The sequence below is a fragment of the Georgenia wangjunii genome (genome assembly GCF_036421975.1).
In the GTDB taxonomy this organism is placed as follows: Bacteria; Actinomycetota; Actinomycetes; order Actinomycetales; family Actinomycetaceae; genus Georgenia_A; species Georgenia_A wangjunii.
The window spans coordinates 1-20633 of the sequence record NZ_JAZGON010000016.1 but is presented as its reverse complement, the minus strand read 5'-3'; the positions used below and the strand labels follow the sequence as shown (position 1 = coordinate 20633).

The window sequence follows — 20633 nt, the reverse complement described above, 5'->3', positions numbered from 1 at the left end:
GCGTCCCGCGCCCCGCAGCGGTCCTGCTAGTTGCCCTGCCAGGCCTCGGGGTACCCGGGCAGGTCCTCGCCGCCGAACTTGGCGTAGTGCAGCGAGGGCATGTCGGCGTTGCGCTCGAGGTACTCGGCCAGGTTGTCCTCGGTGATGGGCGACTGGGGCAGCACCCACTCGGCCGGCACCTCCTCGCCGTTCCAGATCATCTCGGCGGCCAGGACGGGCGTGCGCCACTGGAAGTTCGAGTAGCTGAGGCCGATGGCCGTCATCCCCGTCTCCTCCCACTTGCGCATGAAGCTCAGCTCGTCCTCACCGACGAAGACGGGGTAGTCCGCACCCGCGTCCTCGAAGGCCTCGACGGCGGCGACGGCGCCGTCGCCGGCGTCCATCCAGATGCCGTCGACGTCACCACGCTGGAGGTACTGCGTGACGATGTCCTTGATCTGCGCGGCGTCGCCACCGGTGAACTCCACGCCGACGACCTCGAGGTCGCTCTGCGAGAAGATGTCGTTCGCGGCGCCCCAGCGGTGCTCGAGGACGTCCACGCCGGGCAGGATCCGCAGCGCCAGGACCGTCGAGCCGGGCTCGAGGTTGTCGACGAGGAACTCCGCACCCGTCGCACCGTAGGCGTAGCCGCCGATCGGGTGGATGAACGTGACCGCGCAGTCGGTGTTGACGCCACGGTCGAAGACGATGACGGGCACGCCGCTGGCGCAGGCCGCCTCGACGGCGGGCGTCAGGGTGGCCGTGGTCGACGGCGAGATGATCATCGCGCCGCAGTCGCCGTCGGCGATGAACGACTCGATGTCGGAGATCTGCTTGTTGTCGTCGTCGCCGGCGTCGGCCACGCGGAACTCGCCGATGACGCCGTCGGCCTGGAGGACCTCGACCTGCTGCTGCATCGTGGTCCAGCCCGTGACGCGCCACGGGTTGGAGATCGAGGCGTTGGAGAAGCACAGCGTCTGCGGCCCCTCGGCGGCGAACTCCGAGGTGTCGACCATCTCGATGGGCTCGAGCATCTGCAGCCACGGGGTGGCGTCGTCGCCCTCGGGCGTCATGTCGCGCTGGGCGAGCTCGGTCTCGTAGTCGGCGCGGACGAAGAACTCGCCCTCCTCGGTGCCGCCCTCGGACCCGGTGGCGTCGTCGGTGGCGTCGTCGGTGGCCGCGTCGGTCGTTGCCGCGGCGGTGGTGGTCGGGTCCTCGGCGTCCGACGGCGCGTCGGTGGTGCAGGCGGTCAGGGCGAGGCCCAGACCGAGGATGCCTGCGGTCAGGCGGAGCTTTCGCTGCATCAGTACCCTCCTTGGTAGCGATGAGAAAACAGGACGTACGGGGGTCGTGCGCATGTGAGACCTGCGGTCGTGGAGGGTCAGGTCATGCGACTCCCACGGGCTGAGGTTCGGAGGGAGTCTGAGGCGCGGTCCGTCTGCGTCGGGTGCGCGAGGAGCTCGCCGCGAAGGCGACGGCCGCGATGATGATGACGCCCTGGATCGTCGGGTTGAGCGTCGAGGGCATCGCGAGCTGGACGAGCAGGCGCTCGAGGAGCTGGTAGGTGAGGGCACCGGCCATCGCACCGACGATCCAGCCGCGCCCGCCACCGAGGAGCACGCCACCGAGCACGACCGCAGTGATCGCGGTGAACTCCATGCCCTGGCCCACCTGCGCGGTGACGCCGGCGAACCCGCCGATGAGGATGCCGGCGACCGTCGCGAAGAGGGAGGACAGGACGAAGGCGCCGGTCCGCACGAGCCACACCCGGCCACCGGCGAAGGTGGCGGCAGTGTCGTTGTCACCCGTCGCGACGAGCACCCGCCCGTAGGACGAGCGCATGACGAGGATCCCGACGACGGCGAGCGCGATCATGATGAGGAGCGCGTACGGCAGCTGACGCAGGACGGGCATGTCGATGCCCATCCGGCCCCACCGGCGGAAGCTCTCGGACAGCGCGCCCGTGGGGGCACCGCCCGTCCACATCCGGATCGCGCCGTAGAGCACGAGCATCGTGCCGAGCGTCGTGATGAACGAGGGGACGCGCAGCAGGGTGGTGACGAGGCCGTTGACGAGGCCGACGAGGAGCCCGAAGCCCACCATGAGCGCGATGACGGTCCACGTTCCCTCCTCCTCGCCGTTGATGAGGCGGGCGGCGATGACCACCTGGGCCCCGACGAGGCTGCCGACCGAGAGGTCGAACTCCCCCGAGACGATGACGAAGTACTGCCCGATGGCGAGGATGACGAGGGGCGCCGCGTTGCGCATGAACGCCATGAGCGACGGCGGCTCGTAGAAGCCCGGGTTGAGGACCGCCATGACGGCGATGAGCACCGCGAGCACGACGAGCACAGGGCCGCTGCCGTTGTGGCGGAGCTGGGTGAGGACGGAGGGACGTGCGGCGGCAGGTGCGGGCGTGCTCATGAGCGGCCTCCGTCGGTCGCGGGCGCCGGCCGGGGGGCACGCCGGGACGTCGCGTCCCGGAACCGTGCCCTGGCCTTCTTGGGGTCGATCTGCCGGCGGGCGTACATGGCGACGGCGGCGATGATGATGACGCCGCGCAGCACGTCGCGGAAGAAGGGATTGATCTGGAGCTCGTTGAAGAGGCTGTCGAGGACGCCGAGGATGAGCACTGCGGCGATGGTGCCGCCGATCCCGCCCCGCCCGCCCAGGAGGAGCGTCCCGCCGAGCACGACGGCGGCGATCGAGTCGAGGTCGTAGCCGGACCCGTAGATCTGCGCGCCGACCCCGGTGCTGAAGCGCGCCGCGAGGAACAGGCCCGCGAGGCCGGCCATGAGCGAGCACATGACGTGGGCGACGATGAGCGTGCGGTCCGTGCGGATGCCGGACAGGCGGGCGACGTCGACGTTGCCCCCGATGGCGAACATGCTGTGCCCGAGCCGGGTGCGGTGGAGCATGACGACGCCCACCGCGGCGATGACGAGCATGATGACCGCCGATACCGGCAGCACACCGATCCGGGTGTACCCGAAGCCCTGGAAGGACGACGGGACCGAGCCGGACGGGCCCGGGTACCGGGTGTCGAGGAAGCCCTTGATGATGAGGCCGGACCCGAGCGTCGTGATGAACGCGTGCACGCCGAGCTTCGTCGTGATGATCCCGTTGAAGAGCCCGACGGCGGCGGCCACGCCGAGCGCAGCGGCGACGCCGAGGGGCACGCGGGACGGGTCGCCGTCCATGACGACGGCGGCGACGAGGCTGCTCAGCGCGGCGACGTAGCCGACCGAGAGGTCGAGGGAGCGGCACAGGATGACGAGCGTCTGGCCGATGGCGATGAACCCGAGCAGGCTCGAGCGGGTGAGGATGTCGACGATCGAGCCGCCGCTGAAGAGGTTGTCCCCGCGCGTGGCGAGGAGGATCCCGGCCGCGGCGAGCAGCAGGAGCAGGGCCACGTAGATGAGCGGGACGGAGCGCAGCGGTGACCGCCGCGATGCGGGCTTGGTGACGCGCCGGGCCTGACCGGTTCCCGCCGTGGACGGCGCGCTCATGCGCTCTCCTCCAGCTCGTCGTGCCGGGTGGCCAGGGCCATGACGGCCTCCTCGTCGCACCCGCCGGGCAGCTCCCCGCTGATCTCGCCGTCGTGCAGGACGATGATCCGGTCTGCCATGCCGATGACCTCCGGGAGCTCGGAGGAGATGAGGACGATGGCGACGCCCTCGGCGGCGAGGTCACGCATGAGCTCGTAGACCGCGCGCTTGGCGCCGACGTCGATCCCGCGGGTGGGCTCGTCCATGACGATGACGCCCGGGTCCGTGACGAGCCACTTCGCCAGGACGACCTTCTGCTGGTTGCCGCCGGAGAGGAAACGGACCTCGTGGCTGCCGCTGCGGGCGGCGAGCTCGAGCGAGGCGAGGATCTCCGGGACCCGGCGGGCCCCCTCCTTGGCGCGGCGCGGGGCGACGGCGTCGAGGACGAGGCGGGCGTTCGCGGCGACGGACTGGTTGAGGGCCAGGCCCTCGCCCTTGCGGTCCTCGGTGACGAGCGCGAGGCCCGCGCGCACCGCCTGCCGCGGCGAGCGGGGGTCGATCTGCGCGCCGTCGACGTGGATCTCGCCGGAACGGAAGCGCTCGACCCCGAAGAGGCCGTGGGCGATCTCGGTGCGCCCGCTTCCCTGGAGGCCGGCGAGGGCGACGATCTCGCCGGCGCGGACCTCGAAGCTGATGTCGTTGACCATGTGGTTACCCGCGCCGCGGACGGCGAGCCGGACGTCGCCGATCTCGGTGCCCTCGCGCCGGGTGGGGAAGAGGGCCGAGATCGAGCGGCCGACCATCTTCCGGACGAGCTCGTCGGACGTGATGCTCCCGGCGTCCACCGTGTCGACGAGGCTGCCGTCCTTGAGGATGGTGATCCGTTCGCAGAGGTCGAAGATCTCCTTCAGCCGGTGCGAGACGTACAGCACGGCGACGCCGCGGTCCTGGAGGCGGCGGACGAGCCGGTAGAGCAGCTCGACCTCGTGGTCGGCGAGCGCCGCCGTCGGCTCGTCCATCGAGATGATGCGCGCGTCGAAGGACATCGCCTTGACGATCTCGACGACCTGCTGCTCGGCGACCGACAGGCTGCGTACCTTCACGTGCGGGGAGATGGCGTCGACGCCGAGATCGGCGAGCAGCTCGCCGGTGTCGCGGATCATCTGGGCGCGGTCGACAAGCCCGCGCCGGCGGGGCTCGCGGCCGAGGTAGACGTTCTCGGCCACCGTCCGCTCGGGGAGCAGGTTGAACTCCTGGAACACCGTGGTGACACCGGCGCCCTGGGCCTCGAGCGGGTGGGCGAAGCTCACCCGCTCGCCATCGAGCTCGATCGTGCCGCTGTCGGCGGGCTGGACGCCCGCGAGGATCTTCATGAGCGTCGACTTCCCGGCGCCGTTCTCCCCGACGAGGGCGTGGACCTCACCGGCGCGGACCTCGAGGTCGATGCCGTTGAGCACCTGGACCCCGAAGAACGACTTGGTGATCCCTCGCATGCGCAGCAGCGGGGGTTGTGCGTCGGCGGTCACAGATCTCCTTCGATGTGTGGTGGCGTCGGTAGGGGCCGGGACCAGTGCCGACCAGCGTCTCAGTTGGTGTGGACAGGGCCGCTGAGGAGCGGGAACGGGGGCTGCACCTGCGTCTGGCGCAGCGCTGCCCCTAGCTCTTCATTGCGCATGTGGCGAATATAACAGCCTTATGTCGAGCATCGTCAAGAAGTTTGTCGAATTGCAACGCCGATGAGACCGGGGCTCGTAAAAAACGTTTTCTATAGTCCTCGGGCCACAAAGACAGGGTGCCCGCGGCCGGGCACGGGAAGGGCCCCTGGTCCGGCGTCAGCCGGACCAGGGGCCCTCCCGTTCAGGTGGTGCCTAGGCGTTCACACGACGCATACGCATCGCGACCATGCCCGCCCCTCCGAGGAGGAGCATCCCGGCCATGAGGAGCAGGCCGGCGTCAGCGCCCGTGCGCGGCAGGGAGCCGCCACCGGCGTTGCCCGCCCCACGACCGTCGTGGCCGTTCTTGCCGTCGCGGCCGTCGTTGCCGTCCCGGCCGTCGTCGCCGTCCTGGCCGTCCGCACCGGGCGCACCAGGTGCACCGGGCTCACCCGGAGGACCAGGCTCGCCGGGCTCCCCGGGGGGACCGGGCTCGCCGGGCTCACCAGGCTCGCCGGGCTCTCCCGGAGGACCAGGCTCGCCGGGCTCACCAGGAGGACCAGGCTCACCGGGCTCACCAGGCTCGCCGGGCTCTCCCGGAGGACCGGGAGGACCGGGCACGCCCGGCTCCTCGCAGTAGTCGAACGTGGTCAGCCACTCGAAGCCCTCGGAGGCGAAGGACTCGCCGTCCGCAGCCAGGTCGTACTCCATGACGTAGTACGCGATGGGCTCGTCGTCCGCGGCCAGGAGGATGCCCTGCAGGTCCACATCACCCTCACCGAGGTTGACGAAGTCCGGACCATCCTCTTCACCGACGTTCGTCGCGTCCTTGATGTGGAGCAGCTCGATCCGATCGCCGTACTCATCGATCAGCGCGGGCACGTCCACCCCACCGTGCGCGGCCCAGGCCACGTCCAGCTCGAAGGTCACCCACTCCGGGTTCGTCTCCTCGACCAGGATCTCCCAGGCCGAGAGCTCCTCACCGTTGTGCTCGTACACGGTGGTGAACTCCGCGGCGTGGTTGTGGCCGAAGAACTTCTCGAACCCAGCGTCCACCGCAGCCTCACCCAGACGGTTCATCGTCTCGGCGGTCGCCAGGGTGTTCTCGTAGGTACCGATACCCGGAGCCGCGAACCCACCCGAGCCCACATACTCCTGGCCCAGCGTCCCGACGAACTCCAGCGTCTCGGCGAAGCTCGCCTCGTCCGTGTTGTAGTGCGAGGACCGGATGTTCAGGCCGATCTCGTCGGCCATCGCCCGGAACTCCTCAGCCGTGTAGCCCTCGAAGTTGCCACCGAACGGCTCGATGTTCTGGAACCCGATGTCCGCAAGCTGCTGCAGCACCGACTCCAGACCATCCTCCTCGACCCACGGGATCAGGGAGAACATCTGGATCGACACCTGCTCGGCAGGCACCGGCTCGCACACCGGCGGCTCCGGGTCCGTCGGCTCCTCGCCGAGGAGGCGGAAGTAGTCGAAGGACAGAGTCGTCGGTGCCTCTTGCTGGGCGCCGAGCGCGAAGATGCCAGGAGCGGCATCGCCGACCGCGGTGTTCGCCACGGCGCTCGGAAGGTCCAGCCACTCCTCACCGTCGTACGAGAACGCACCGGTGAAGGTGTCCCCGTCACGGGTGAGGCGCAGGTAGTACGCGCCGTCGTCGTCCGGCAGCGGCCGGGCGACCAGGTCGTCCTGCGGGTCCTGGATCACGCCACCGACCTCGCTGCGCAGCTCCACGCGGAACTCGCCTTCGCCCGCGGAGACGGGGTCGAGCTTCACGTAGTTGTCCGCGTCACCGTAGACGATGATCCCGCCCTGCTGGTACATGCTCTCCAGCCCGCCGGTGAACCGCGTCTCCACGGTCCACTCGTCGCCGCCGACCTGCGTGTTGAGCAGGATGTTGGGCACCGTGGAGTTGTCCGTGGTGTAGATGTCGTTGTCGGTCGTGGTGATGTGCACCGCACCGTCGGACACCGAGAGGAGCTCGGCGTTGTAGTCGATGACCTCCCAGCGGCACGTGTCGAGCTCGGTACCGTCGAACTCGTCACTGGCCGCGATGTCCGCGTCCGGGTCCTCGCAGACCGGCAGCTCCGGGTCGGGGTCCGGGTTCGGAGCCTGCCCGGACATGCCCTGGCCGTGGAACTCGATCTCATCGAGGTCGAAGAGGGCGGTCTCGCCCGCCTCGTCGTTGAGGAACACGAAGTACACCGGCTCGGGGCCGCCCACGGGGGTGACCGCGACCGGCTCCGTCTCGGCCCACGTCTCCCAGCCGCCGGTGGAGCCCACCGGTGACGTGGCGATGAGCTCGCCGTCGACGGAACCCTTACGGAGCTCGATTGTGCCGCCGGCACCGGCCGAGCTGTACCGGAACGAGACCTCGTCGATGTTCGTCAGGTCCATCGGCGCGAAGGAGATCCAGTCGCCGTCGTGGATGTCGCCCACCTGGCTGCCGCCGTTGGCGCCCTCCTTGTCGAAGATGTTCACACCCTCGGCGTCGGTGTAGAACTCCGCCTGCTGGTGGCGCAGGCGCAGCACGGCCTCGTCATCGCCCGAGAGGTCGGGCAGGTCCTCGCCACCCTGGTCGGTGTAGGAGGCGTTGATGACGCCGAAGACGTTGGCGTCCAGCCCGTGACCCTCGTCCGCCGGGGTGGTGATGACGCCCTCGCACCCGGTCACGGAACTGAGCGGGTGGCCGTGCGCGTCGTGGCCGAGGATGTACTCCACCCTCACCCGCGAGCAGTCGATCTCGCCATCCTCGGCGTCGGTGACGGTGACCCGGAAGGGCACCTGGTCGCCGAAGCTGAAGATTCCGCCGTCGGCCGGGATCTCGAGGGTGACCTCCGGCGCGGTGTTCCCCACGACGATGTTCGTCGTGATGGTGCCCGTGCGGACGTCCTCGCCCTCACCGGCGCTCACCGTCAGCCGCGCGCTGAACACGCCGACCTCGTCGTAGGTGAAGCTGGCCGTCGGCTCCGTCGAGTCGATCTCGCCGTCGTTGTCGAAGTCCCATGCGAAGGACAGCGGCATCCCCTGCGGGTCCGTGGAACCCGAACCGTCGAACTCGACCGTCAGCGGCGCCTGGCCGTTGGTCGTCGAGGTGGTGATGCTCGGCACCGGGTTCGGGCTGTCCGCCACGTAGTCAACCCGGTACAACGCGGAGTCCCACGATGCGTTGAAGAACCCGCCGCTGCCGTAGTCGAGGACGTACAGCGCGCCGTCGGGGCCGAACTCCACGGCAATCGGCGTGGAGGGGTTCAGCCAGTCCAGGCTCGGGACGATGTCGACGAGGTTGCCCTCCTCGTCCGTCACGAACTCCCGGATCCAGTCACGGCCCCACTCGTAGTTGAGCGTCTTGCCGTCCCAGTACTCCGGCCACTTGGTGTCCGAGTCCAGCTCGGGGTCGTAGTGGTAGGTCGGGCCGCCCATCGGGGCCTCGCTGCCGCTGCCGAGGTCCGGGACCGAGTCGTCGTCGTAGGGCAGCCACGCCGGAATGACCGGCGGGAGCTCCGTGAGACCCGTGTTGTTCGGACTCTCGTTGACCGGGTTGTCGCAGTTGAACGCCGCGCCGGACTCCTCGGTGCCGAAGTCGTAGTCGATGTAGGCGTCGTTGGCGCCGTGGCAGTACGGCCAGCCGTAGTTGCCCGGCTCCTTGATGAGGTTGAACTCGACCTGGCCGCCGGGCCCGCGGTCGGGGTTCGGGGCGCCGGCGTCAGGGCCGTAGTCACCCAGGTGAACCCATCCGGTCTCGTCATCCACCGCGAACCGGAAGGGGTTGCGGAAGCCCATGGCGTAGATCTCCGGACGAGTGAGGTCGTCCGTGTCCGCCTCCTCGTCGAAGAGGTTGCCCTCGGGGATGTCGTAGCTGCCGTCCTCGTTGACCGAGATGCGCAGCAGCTTGCCGCGCAGGTCGTTCGTGTTGGCCGACGACCGCTGCGCGTCCCACGCGGGGTTGCGGCCCTCGCGCTCGTCGATCGGGGTGTAGCCGTCAGAGGCGAAGGGGTTGGTGTCGTCGCCGGTGGACAGCCACAGGTTGCCCTCGGCGTCGAAGTCGATCTCGCCACCGGCGTGGCAGCAGGTCCCACGGTCGGCCTCGACCCGGAGGATTTCCTGCTCGGAAGCCAGGTCGAGGGTGCCCTGCTCGGTGAGCTGGAACCGGGAGAGCTGGTTGTAGCCGTCGAAGGCCGCGAAGTCCTCGGCGGTGCCGAACTCCGGAGCCTCACCCGGCGGCGTGTCCAGCGGCGGGGCGTAGTACGTGTACACCCACCGGTTCTCCTCGAAGTTGTCGTCGATCGCGATGCCCTGCAGGCCATCTTCGTCGTGGCTGTACACCGGGATGGTGGCGGCGACACTCGTCCCACCGTTGCCACTGGTGTAGAACACCCGGCCGTCGCGCGCGGTGTGCAGCACGTCGCCGTTGGGCAGGACCGCCAGGGCGATCGGCTCACCGACGTTCGCCTCGCCCTGCACGAGGGTCACCTTCTGGTAGGCGCTGGCCACGGTCGCCGCGCAGTTGGCGTCCTCGACGCCCGCAGCCGTGCGGATGCCGCCCAGGATGTGCTGGAGGAACGCGGGGTCCGCGAACGACTCCTCCGTGTGGCCGCCTCCGGTGTACCAGGACCGGCCACCGTCGTAGTTGCTGCACCAGGCGATCGCGTGGTCATCACCCATCGCGTGGTCGCCGACGTCGTAGCTCGTCTCGTCGAGGGTGGCGAGCACGTGGACGTTCCCGCGGGGGCTGTCCTGGTACGTGTACCACTCGTCGGTGCGGTCCCACTCGTAGGGCAGGTGCTCCGTCGACGGGTGGACGCGGTCCACGACGTCGACCGTGGCGTCCGGGGTGCCCGGCGGGTGGGACTGGAAGTAGGCGCCGACGAGCTCGCCGTACCACGCCCAGTCGTACTCGGTGTCGCTCGCGGCGTGGATGCCCGCGTAGCCGCCACCGTTCTGGATGTACTCCTCGAACGCCGCCTGCTCCTCCTCGGTGAGGACGTCACCGGTCGTGGAGAGCCACACCACGACGTCGTAGTTGGCGAGGTTGTCCGCGTTGAAGTCCGCCGAGTCCTCGGTGTGGTCCACCGAGAAGTCATTGTCGGCGCCGAGCTGCTCGATCGCCGCGACGCCCTCCTCGATGGAGCCGTGCCGGAAGCCGGCGGTCTCCGAGAAGACGAGAGCGTTGAAGCCGTCGTCGGGAGCGACGACGGCGGGCAGGGCCGCGGGGAGCGGGACCTGCGCCGCCGGTTGGGCGGCATTTGCCGTCGTGAACCCCATGGGGACGAGGAGCGTGCCGACGACGGCCGCTCCCATTCCGCGCGAGATCCAGCGACGTGCTGGTGCTTGTGGTCGTGCCACGAAAGATCTCCTTTGAACTCTGGGCGTGGTTGACACTCAAGTAGCGGTGGTCCGTCCTCCTCTCGGTGCGTGGCCGGCCGGTGGGTGCCGGCGGGCCAAGCACGTGCTTCGTGCCGAGCCGGCGAGAACCGGTGGCATCTGCGACACGCGGGACAGCGGGTGGGTCGCGCGAGCGGCACCGCTGCAGTGCGGTGCCTTGCGGGACCCGATGACCGCGTGGGAGGGGAGGCACGCGGTACGTCGGTCGAGGCGGTGTGTGAGGGGAGACATTACCCCACGGGTCAAAGGCTAGCCGGTCACCACGTCATCGGGGGAGGCGAGCGGGTAGTGCTCCGGCACCGGGGCGGACGCGCAGGCGCGGGTTGCCCCGCGGCCCGGCGCACGCCCCGGCGGCCGGCGTCGGTCATCGCGTCGAGAACGCCGCGTCGAACGCCGAGTCGGACGGCTTGAAGGAGAGCTTGCGGACGAACTCCAGCGCCTCCGGCGCACCGACGAGCCGGTCCATCCCGGCGTCCTCCCACTCCACCGACAGCGGGCCGTCGTAGCCGATGTGGTTGAGCATCCGGATGGCGTCCTCCCACGGCACGTCGCCGTGGCCGGTGCTGATGAAGTCCCAGCCGCGGCGGGGGTCCGCCCACGGCAGGTGGGACCCGAGGCGGCCGTTGCGGCCGTTGAGGCGCCGCTTGGAGTCCTTGCAGTGGACGTGGAAGATCTTGTCCTTGAAGTCGAGGAGGAACGCGACCGGGTCGAGGTCCTGCCACGTGAAGTGGCTCGGGTCCCAGTTGAGCCCGAAGGCCTCGCGGTGGCCGATCGCCTCGAGCGTGCGCTGGGTGGTCCAGTAGTCGTAAGCGATCTCGGAGGGGTGCGGCTCGAGGGCGAAGCGCACGCCCTCGGCGTCGAAGACGTCGAGGATCGGGTTCCACCGGTCGGCGAAGTCGCGGTACCCGGCCTCGACCATCTCCTCCGAGGCGGGCGGGAACATCGCCACGTACTTCCAGATGGAGCTGCCGGTGAAGCCGGTGACCGTCTTGACGCCGAGCCGGGCCGCCGCGCGGGCGGTCACCTTGAGCTCCTCGGCGGCCCGCTGCCGCACGCCCTCGGGGTCGCCGTCGCCCCAGATGCGGTCGGAGAGGATGCCCCGGTGCCGCTCGTCGATCGGGTCGTCGCACACCGCCTGGCCCTTGAGGTGGTTGGAGATTGTGTAGACCTTCAGCCCGTTCTTCTCGAGGATGTCGAGCCGGTCCTGGACGTAGGCGTCGTCCTCCGCGGCGCGCCACGGGTCGAGGTGGTCGCCCCACGAGGCGATCTCGAGGCCGTCGTAGCCCCACTCGCCGGCGAGCCGGGCCACCTCCTCGAACGGCAGGTCGGCCCACTGGCCGGTGAACAGGGTGATCGGTCGTGCCATCTCAGACTCCAATCTCGGTGAAGGTGCTGCCCGCCGCGGCGGAGCGCTCCACGGCGTCGAGCACACGCTGGACGGCGAGGCCGTCGTCGAAGGAGGGCTCCGGCTGGGTGCCGTCGGCGAGCGCGGTGACGAGGTCGACCACCTGGTGGGTGAAGCCGTGCTCGTACCCGAGGCCGTGCCCGGCCGGCCACCAGCGCTCGATGTAGGGGTGCTCGGGCTCGGTGACGAGGATCCGCCGGAATCCGGCCGTCCGGGCGTCGTCGTCCGCGTCGTAGAGGCCGAGGACGTTCATGTCCTCGAAGTCGAACGAGATCGCGCCCTTCGAACCGGCGATCTCGATACGCATGGCGTTCTTGCGGCCCCAGGCGAACCGTGTCGCCTCGAACACGGCGGGCGCTCCACCGGAGAGCCGCCCGAGGAAGAAGGCGGCGTCGTCGACCGTGACCGGCCCGCGCTCGCTCCCTCCCGTGCCGTGGAGGCCCGCGAAGCTCTCGGCCACGGGCCGCTCGGTGACGAAGGTGTCGAGCATCGCGCTCACACCGGTCAGCTGCTGGCCGGTGATGAAGTGCGTGAGGTCGACGATGTGGGCACCGATGTCACCGAGCGCCCCCGACCCGGCCTTCTCCTTGTCCAGCCGCCATGACAGGGGTGCTTCCGCGTCGGCGAGCCAGTCCTGCAGGTACTGCGCGCGCACCTGCCGGACCTCCCCGATCCGCCCCTCCGCCACGAGCTGGCGGGCGAGCTGGACGGCGGGGACCCGCCGGTAGGTGAAGCCGACCATGGCCCGCGCACCGGAGGCGGCTGCCTCGTGCGCCGCGCGGACCATGGCCTCGCCCTCGGCCAGGGTGTTGGCCATCGGCTTCTCGACGAGGACGTGCTTGCCGGCTCGCAGCGCGGCAACCGCGATCTCGGCGTGGGTGTTCCCGGGGGTACAGATGTCGACGAGATCGATGTCGTCCCGCTCCACGGCTTCCCGCCAGTCCGTCAGCACCTCGGACCAGCCCATCGTTCGGGCCGCCTCCTCGGCGTTGGCCCGGTTGCGCCCGACGAGCACGGCCGTCTCCGGGCGCAGCGGCAGGTCGAAGAACCGCGGTGCGGTACGCCAGGCGTGAGAGTGGGCACGCCCCATGAAGGCGTATCCGATCATCGCCACGCGCAGCGGCGCGTTCGTCTCAGTCATCTGTGTGCCCCCCTCGGGATCTGCGGTCGACTCAGGACTCGAACGCGTGCGGCAGGTACTGGTCGACGTTGTCCGCGGTGACGACCGGCGCGAACAGCTGGATGAGACGCGGCACCTCGACCTCGACGAGGTCGGACATCGCCTTGCCCTGCGCGAGGAGACGCGCGAGGCGGATGCCGTCAGCAGCCTGCGTGGACGGGTAGACGACCGTGGCCTCGACGATGGAATCGCCCGACTGGATCTCCCGCATGACGTTCGCCGACCCGGCGCCGCCGACGACGAAGAACTCGTCGCGGCCCGCGTTGTCGATCGCGGACATGACGCCGACGCCCTGGTCGTCGTCGTGGTTCCACATGGCATCGATCTGCGGGGCCGCCTGGAGGAGGTTGGCCGTGGCCGACTCCCCGCCCTGGACCGTGAAGTCCGCGGCGACGCGGTTGTCGACGTCGAGGCCGCACTCGGCGAGCGCGTCCGCGAAGCCCTGGCTGCGGTCCTGCGTGAGGGGCAGGTTGTCGATGCCGGCGATCTCCGCGACGACGGCGTCGGGCTGGTCGCCGAGCTGCTCGCAGATGTAGGTGCCGGCGCTGACGCCCATGCCGTAGTTGTCACCGAGGATCGTCACGCGCGCGGCGTTCGGGTCGGAGAACTCGCGGTCGACGTTGATGACCGGGATGCCGGCCTCCATCGCCTCGAGGGCGACGCCGGTGAGCGCGGCGCCGTCGAAGGGGAGGATGACGATCGCGTCGACGCCGTCGTTGATGAACGTCTCGACCTGGCTGATCTGCTGGTTGACGTCGTTGGTGCCCTCGACGAGACGGAAGTCGACGTCGCCGTACTCCTCGGCCTCCGCCTGGGCCGCGTTGGTGATCGCAGCCATCCAGCCGTGGTCGGCGGCGGGGGCGGAGAATCCGATGGTGACGGTCTCCCCCTCCTCGTCGTTCCCGCCCGCGGCGGGAGCGCCGGGGGCGGCGCTCTGCTGGTCGCTGTCGGTGGCGACCTCCTCGGGGGTGTTGCCGGTGCAACCGGCCAGGGCCAGCGTTGCGACGCAGGCGCCAGCGGTCATCGTGAGGCGTCGACGGATCGTGCGTGCGGTCATGGTGTTCCTCCTTGAACAGGGGTGGTGCATGAGGGATGTGGAAGGGGGTCAGGGGTTGGTGGTGCGGGCCTAGGAACTTCGGCCGCGTGCAGCGAAGCGCTGCTGCAGGAGCACCGCGAGCACGAGGATGACGCCCTTGGTGATCGACTGAGCCGAGATGGACAGGTTGTTGAGGATGAAGACGTTGGTGAGCGTGGCGAAGATGAGGACGCCGAAGACGGTGCCGAGGATCGTGCCCCGCCCGCCGATGAGGAGCGTCCCGCCGACGACGACCGCCGCGATGGCGTCGAGCTCGTAGAGCGTGCCGTTGGTGGACGACCCCGACCGGGTCCGCGCGAGCATGGTGACCGCTGCGATGCCGGCGGCGAGGCCGGCGAGCGTGAAGAGGTACATCATGTGGCGCTTGACCTTGATGCCGGCCAGGCGGGCGGCCTCGGGGTTGCCACCGACGGCGATGGTGCGCCGGCCGAAGGTGGTCCGGTTGAGCAGGAACCAGCCGGCAATCGCGACGACGAGGAACATCCACACGATCATCGGCAGACCGAGGATGTCGGCCCGGAAGGTGTCGAGGAAGGGCTGGTTGGAGACGAGCTGGGTCTGCCGGTTCGAGAGGATCTCGGCGAGGCCGCGGGCGCCGATGAGCATGGCGAGGGTGGCGATGAAGGAGACCACCCGGCCGTAGGCGATGATGACGCCGTTGACCAGGCCCGCCGCCGCTCCGACCGCCATCGCGGTGAAGACGATGACGACCCAGTGGGTGTCGGCCGCCATCGACTGCGTGGCCAACGTCGACGCCCACACCGTTGCCAGACCCATGACGGAACCGACCGAGAGGTCGATCCCGCCTCCGGTGATGACGAAGGTCATGCCGATGCTGATGATGCCGATCGTGGCGGCGGAGGCGAGGATCGTCGTCACGTTGCCCGTGTTGAGGAACCGCTCCCCCGCGGTGATGAAGCCGACGACGCACAGGAGCACGAGCGCGACGACGAGCCCGAGGTTGCGGGTCACGCCCCCACTGAGGCTCAGGCCCTTCTTCTTGCCGTCCTTGTCAGCGGACGAGCTGCCCGCGCCCGGCGTGCCGGCGCCGCGTGAGCGCGTCCCCGGCGAGACGTCGCGGTTGGTGGGGGGCAGCGCGGCGTCGGCCGCACCCGCCGCGGCGGTGCCTCCCGGGGTGTTCTCACTCATGCGAGGGTTCCTTCCATGACGAGGTCGAGCACCTCGTGCTCGTCGATCTGCTGGGCGGGTCCCTGGTGCACCACGTGACCCTCCGCGATGACGAGGACGTGGTCGGACAGGCCGAGCACCTCCTCGATCTCGCTCGAGACGATGACGACGGCTGCGCCCCGGGCGGCAAGCTGGCGGATGAGCCCGTAGATCTCGGCGCGGGCGCCGACGTCGACGCCGCGCGTGGGCTCGTCCAGGAGGAGGATCGAGCAGCCGTGCACGAGCCAGCGGGCAAGCATCGCCTTCTGCTGGTTACCGCCCGAGAGCGTGCGGATCTCGCGCTCAGGGTCGGCCGGCACGAGGTGCATCGCCTCGATCTGCTCCGCGGCGGCCTTGCGCTCAGCGCCTTCCTGGAGGAAGCCGCCGCGCGCGAACCGCGCGAACGTGGACAGGGTGATGTTGCGGTAGATGGGCTCCTCGAGGAGCAGGCCCTGGCTCTTGCGCTCCTCGGGTGCGAGGCCGATCCCGGCGGCGACGGCGGCGGGCACCGAGCCCGGGCGCAGACGCTCGCCCTTGACCTTGACCGAGCCCCCGGTCGCGCGGCGGGCGCCGTAGACGGTCTCGAGGATCTCTGAGCGGCCGGCGCCGACAAGGCCGGCGAGCCCGATGACCTCACCCGGGCGCACGCGGAACGAGACGTCCCTGAAGACACCGGCGAGCTCGAGGTCCTCGACCTCGAGGAGCGGCTCGGCGTCCTGGATCGGGGCACGTGCGCCGCCGAGCCCGGTGTCGACGGCGCGTCCGGTCATGAGGGTGATGAGGTCGGCCGTGGACGTGCCGGCGACCGGGAGCCCGGAGGCGACGGTGCGCCCGTCCTTGAGGACCGTGATCCGGTCGCCGATCTCGCGGATCTCCTCGAGGCGGTGGGAGATGTAGACGATGGCGACGCCCTCGGCCTGGAGCGTGCGGACCACGCGGAAGAGGTTGCCGACCTCCTCGGAGTCGAGGACCGCGGAGGGCTCGTCCATGACGATGACCTTGGCGTCGTGGGACAGCGCCCTCGCCATGCTCACCACCTGCTTGCCCGCGGCGGAGAGCCGCCCGACCTCGCGGGAGGGCGGGATCTCGGGGTGCCCGAGCCGGCCGAGCAGCTCGCGGGTGCGCTTGTGGGCCTCGCGACGCTGGAGGAACCCGCCCGTGGCGAGCTCGTGCCCGAGGAAGATGTTCTCCGCGACGCTCAGTCCGTCGACGACGTCGAGCTCCTGGTACATCGTGGCCACGCCGAGCTTGAGGGCGGCGACCGGGTTCCCGATCGTCACGACCTCGCCGTTCCACCGGATCTCGCCTCCGTCGGTGCGGTGCGCACCGGCGAGGACCTTGATGAGCGTGGACTTGCCCGCGCCGTTCTGCCCGAGGAGGCAGTGCACCTCACCCGCGCGCACGTCAAGGTCTACACCGTCGAGCGCGCGCGCCCCGGGGAAGACCTTGACGATCTCTGTCATCTGGAGCAGCGGCGCTCCGGAGCCGTCATCAGCCATGTGAGGAGCGTAACAGGCTTCTGTCGATGCTCGTCAAGAAGTCTGTCGAAGCCCCACGGGAAGAGGCAAAATCGGTATCATTATGTTACCCACTCAGAGGGAGGCACGTCGTTGTCTGTGGAAACCAAGACGCCGGCACTCGACCGCGCCGCAGCGGGCGACGTGCTTCAGCTCCTGCGCGACGGGCGCCCGCGCACGAAGTCCGAGATCGCGGCCCACACCGGCCAGGCGCGATCGACCATCACCGTGCGCCTTGAGCAACTCCTCGCGACAGGTCTCGTCTCCCCCGGTGGGTCTGCCTCCTCGACCGGCGGGCGGCCGCCGGCGACGTTCGTCTTCGACCCCTCGTGCAAGGTCGTCCTCGCCGTCGACCTCGGTGCCGCCCACGCACGTCTGGCGGTGACGGACCTCGCCGGCGAGGTGCTGGCCGAGACCGACGAGCCGATGCTCATCGCCGACGGGCCCGAGGTGGTGCTCGGCCGCATCATCAGCGTGGGACGCGAGCTCCTCGCGCGGACGGGGCGGGACATGGCGGACCTCGCCGGCGTCGGCGTCGGCGTGCCGGGCCCGGTGGAGCACAGCACGGGCCGACCGGTGAACCCGCCGATCATGCCCGGGTGGGACGGGTACGACGTGCCCGGGCACCTCGAGGAGGCCCTCGGCGCGCCCACGCTCGTCGACAACGACGTCAACCTCATGGCACTCGGTGAGCGCGCTGCCGTGTGGCCCGAGGAGATGGACCTGCTCTTCGTCAAGGTCGCCACGGGTATCGGGTCCGGCATCATCAGCGACGGCGCCCTGCGGCGCGGGGCGCGCGGGGCTGCGGGGGACCTGGGGCACATCGCCGTGCGTGAGGGTCCCCGGCTGCCGTGCCGGTGCGGCAACGTCGGATGCCTCGAGGCGGTCGCCAGCGGCAGCGCCGTGGCCGCCACGCTCCAGGCCGCCGGGCTCCAGGCGCGGGGCGCGAGCGACGTCGTCGAGCTCGTCCGGTCCGGGGACGTGCGCGCCGCCCAGACCGTGCGCCAGGCGGGCCGTGACATCGGCGGGGTGCTCGCGGGGTGCGTCAACCTCCTCAACCCGTCGACCATCGTCGTGGGCGGCATCCTCGCCGAGGCCGGCGAGCAGCTCCTTGCCGGCATCCGCGAGGTCGTCTACCAGGACTCCCTCCCGCTCGCGACGCAGCACCTCAGGATCGTCGACTCCCGCACCGCCGGGCGTGCGGCCGTCCTCGGCGCGAGCACGATGGCGGTCGAGCACGTCCTCTCCCCCGTCGCCGTCGCCGACTACCTGAGCCACCCGGTCGGCTCCGCCGGATAGCCTCGCGGCGCGCGCGGAGACACCGTCCTTGTAGTACCCGCGCACGGTCCCGTCGACGACGACGAGCTCGAGCCCGAACCCGTAGTGGACCGGCCGGTCGTCGTCCGCGTCGTGCAGCACCTGCGGGGTGAGGAACGCCTCGGTGAGGGCCGCGCCGAGGAGCCGTCCGCCCCGGGAGGCGCCCATGAGGCGCACGAGGTCACCAGCCGTCACATACGCCCCGCCGCCTCCGCACGCGCGGGCTCGTGGACGAGCTGCGGGAGCAAGTCCGCGATCTGCGTCACCGTGTAGCTGGGACGCTCGAGCCGAAGCGCCTCGTACGAGCACGCCCAGCAGCCCGGACCATCCGAGCACGCCCAGCAGCTGGGCGACGGCGACCGTGGGGAGGGCCATCACAAGGATCGACGACCCACCTCCTCCACGTAGCGGCCGTCGGCACGTCGCCGGGCATGGCAAAGGGCCCCTGGCCGACCGAGGTCGACCAGGGGCCCTTCACGTCAGGTGGTGCTTAGCTCCTGACGGTCACGCGGCGCCTGTGCATGGCAAGCACGCCCGCTCCTCCGAGGAGGAACATGACGGCGACCATGAGGGCGCCGAGGTCGGCACCCGTGCTCGGCAGCTCGCCGCCACCGGACCCGCCGGGTCCACCCTGGCCACCACCGGGAGCGGTGGGCTCGTCGGTGGGCTCGCCGGGCGCGGTGGGCTCGTCGGTGGGCTCACCGGGCGTGGTGGGCTCCTCCGTGGGCTCCTCCGTCGGCTCCTCCGTGGGCTCCTCCGTCGGCTCCTCAGTGGGCTCCTCGGGGCCGCCGGCCGGCTGGCCGGTCAGGTACTCGAAGCCCTCGGCAGCGAACTCCTCGCCGACCGGGGACATGTCGTACTCCATGACGTAGTACGCGATGGGAGCGTCCTGCGCCGCGGCGAGGATCTCCTGCAGCGGCACCTCGCCCTCACCGAGCTTGGCGAAGACCGGGCGGCCCTCACCGCCGACGTTCGTGGCGTCCTTGATGTGCAGGAGCTCGATCCGGCTGCCGTACTCGTCGATGAGTGCCGGGACGTCGATGCCCGCGTGAGCGGCCCACGCGACGTCCAGCTCGAAGGTGACCCACTCGGGGTTGGTCTCGGCGACGAGGATCTCCCACGCCGACATGTCCTCACCCTCGTGCTCGTAGACGGTGGTGAACTCGCCGTCGTGGTTGTGGCCGAAGAACTTCTCGAAGCCGGCCTCGACGCTGCGCTCACCGAGACGGTTCATCGCCGCCGCGGTCGCGAGGGTGTCCTCGTAGGAGCCGATGCCCGGGGAGGCGAACCCACCCGAACCGACGTACTCCTGGCCAAGGGTCTCGACGTACGCGAGCGTCTCGTCGAAGGTCTCCTCGTTCGTGTCGAAGTGCGACGACGGCACGCGCAGACCGAGCTCGTCGGTCATCGCACGGAACTCCTCGGCCGTACGGCCGGAGAAGTTGCCACCGAAGGGCTCGACGTTCTCGAACCCGATCTCCGCGAGGCGCGCGAACACGGCCCGCAGACCGTCCTCGCCGTCCTCGCTCTCAGCCGAGACCCAGGGGATCAGGCTGAACATCTGGAGCGAGACCTTCTCGACCGGGACCAGGATCGGCTCCGGCTCGGGCTCGGGCTCGGGCTCGCCGGCCGGCTGGCCGGTCAGGTACTCGAAGCCCTCGGCAGCGAACTCCTCGCCGACCGGGGACATGTCGTACTCCATGACGTAGTACGCGATGGGGGCGTGCTCCTGCGCCGCGGCGAGGATCTCCTGCAGCGGCACCTCGCCCTCACCGAGCTTGGCGAAGACCGGGCGGCCCTCACCGCCGACGTTCGTGGCGTCCTTGATGTGCAGGAGCTCGATCCGGTCGCCGTGCTCCGCGATGAGCTCCGCCACGTCGATCCCGGCGTGCGCAGCCCACGCGACGTCGAGCTCGAAGGTGACCCACTCCGGGTTGGTCTCCTCGACGAGGATCTCCCACGCCGACATGAGCTCGGTGCCGTGCTCGCCGGCGTGCTCGTAGACGGTGGTGAACTCGCCGTCGTGGTTGTGGCCGAAGAACTTCTCGAACCCGGCCTCGACGCTGCGCTCACCGAGACGGTTCATCGCCGCCGCGGTCGCGAGGGTGTCCTCGTAGGAGCCGATGCCCGGGGAGGCGAACCCACCCGAACCGACGTACTCCTGGCCAAGGGTCTCGACGTACGCGAGCGTCTCGTCGAAGGTCTCCTCGTTCGTGTCGAAGTGCGACGACGGCACGCGCAGACCGAGCTCGTCGGTCATCGCACGGAACTCCTCGGCCGTACGGCCGGAGAAGTTGCCACCGAAGGGCTCGACGTTCTCGAACCCGATCTCCGCGAGGCGCGCGAACACGGCCCGCAGACCGTCCTCGCCGTCCTCGCTCTCAGCCGAGACCCAGGGGATCAGGCTGAACATCTGGAGCGAGACCTTCTCGACCGGGACCAGGATC

At 70.1% G+C, this 20633-nt stretch carries 12 protein-coding genes; 1 reads left to right on the top strand and 11 read right to left on the bottom strand.

The features are described from left to right. Positions 1-26: 26 nt before the first annotated feature. The 10 genes from V2J63_RS15495 to V2J63_RS15450 all read right to left on the bottom strand — a co-directional run bounded on the left by V2J63_RS15495 (position 27) and on the right by V2J63_RS15450 (position 16851). Positions 27-1283 carry a substrate-binding domain-containing protein gene (locus V2J63_RS15495; protein WP_331231894.1) on the bottom strand — a complete coding sequence of 419 codons (1257 nt, stop codon included), beginning with the start codon at positions 1281-1283 and terminating at the stop codon, positions 27-29. An 82-nt stretch (positions 1284-1365) separates the two neighbouring features. Next, a complete protein-coding gene (locus V2J63_RS15490) occupies positions 1366-2403 on the bottom strand; it encodes an ABC transporter permease (RefSeq protein ID WP_331231893.1) in 1038 nt (345 codons plus the stop codon). Next, complete coding sequence (locus V2J63_RS15485) at positions 2400-3488, bottom strand: ABC transporter permease (protein ID WP_331231892.1); 1089 nt, start codon at positions 3486-3488, stop codon at positions 2400-2402. Before V2J63_RS15485 ends, V2J63_RS15490 begins: the two co-directional genes overlap by 4 nt. Then, the gene (locus tag V2J63_RS15480; protein ID WP_331231891.1) at positions 3485-4993 is read right to left on the bottom strand and encodes a sugar ABC transporter ATP-binding protein; all 1509 of its coding nucleotides are present in this window, start codon (positions 4991-4993) and stop codon (positions 3485-3487) included. Before V2J63_RS15480 ends, V2J63_RS15485 begins: the two co-directional genes overlap by 4 nt. A gap of 342 nt (positions 4994-5335) precedes the next feature. Next, positions 5336-10420, bottom strand: coding sequence for a ThuA domain-containing protein (locus V2J63_RS15475; protein WP_331231890.1), 5085 nt, complete (start codon positions 10418-10420; stop codon positions 5336-5338). A gap of 448 nt (positions 10421-10868) precedes the next feature. Then, the gene (locus tag V2J63_RS15470) at positions 10869-11870 is read right to left on the bottom strand and encodes a sugar phosphate isomerase/epimerase family protein (RefSeq protein WP_331231889.1); all 1002 of its coding nucleotides are present in this window, start codon (positions 11868-11870) and stop codon (positions 10869-10871) included. Position 11871: 1 nt separating this feature from the next. Beyond that, positions 11872-13050, bottom strand: a complete 1179-nt coding sequence (locus tag V2J63_RS15465; RefSeq protein ID WP_331231888.1) for a Gfo/Idh/MocA family protein — start codon at positions 13048-13050, stop codon at positions 11872-11874. Positions 13051-13081: 31 nt separating this feature from the next. Beyond that, the gene (locus V2J63_RS15460) at positions 13082-14146 is read right to left on the bottom strand and encodes a substrate-binding domain-containing protein (RefSeq protein ID WP_331231887.1); all 1065 of its coding nucleotides are present in this window, start codon (positions 14144-14146) and stop codon (positions 13082-13084) included. A 69-nt stretch (positions 14147-14215) separates the two neighbouring features. Further along, positions 14216-15334 carry an ABC transporter permease gene (locus V2J63_RS15455; RefSeq protein WP_331231886.1) on the bottom strand — a complete coding sequence of 373 codons (1119 nt, stop codon included), beginning with the start codon at positions 15332-15334 and terminating at the stop codon, positions 14216-14218. Further along, positions 15331-16851, bottom strand: coding sequence for a sugar ABC transporter ATP-binding protein (locus V2J63_RS15450; RefSeq protein ID WP_331231885.1), 1521 nt, complete (start codon positions 16849-16851; stop codon positions 15331-15333). The genes V2J63_RS15455 and V2J63_RS15450 overlap by 4 nt, the downstream gene beginning before the upstream one ends. Positions 16852-16968: 117 nt before the next feature. Here V2J63_RS15450 and V2J63_RS15445 point away from each other — a divergent pair, with 117 nt between their 5' ends. Then, entirely contained in the window at positions 16969-18168 is a 1200-nt protein-coding gene (locus tag V2J63_RS15445; protein WP_434056353.1) for an ROK family protein, read from the top strand. Positions 18169-18676: 508 nt separating this feature from the next. On the opposite strand, the gene V2J63_RS15440 is transcribed toward V2J63_RS15445, so the two are convergent. Continuing rightward, a partial coding sequence (locus tag V2J63_RS15440; protein WP_331231883.1) for a sugar phosphate isomerase/epimerase family protein occupies positions 18677-20633 on the bottom strand: 1957 nt, incomplete at its 5' end.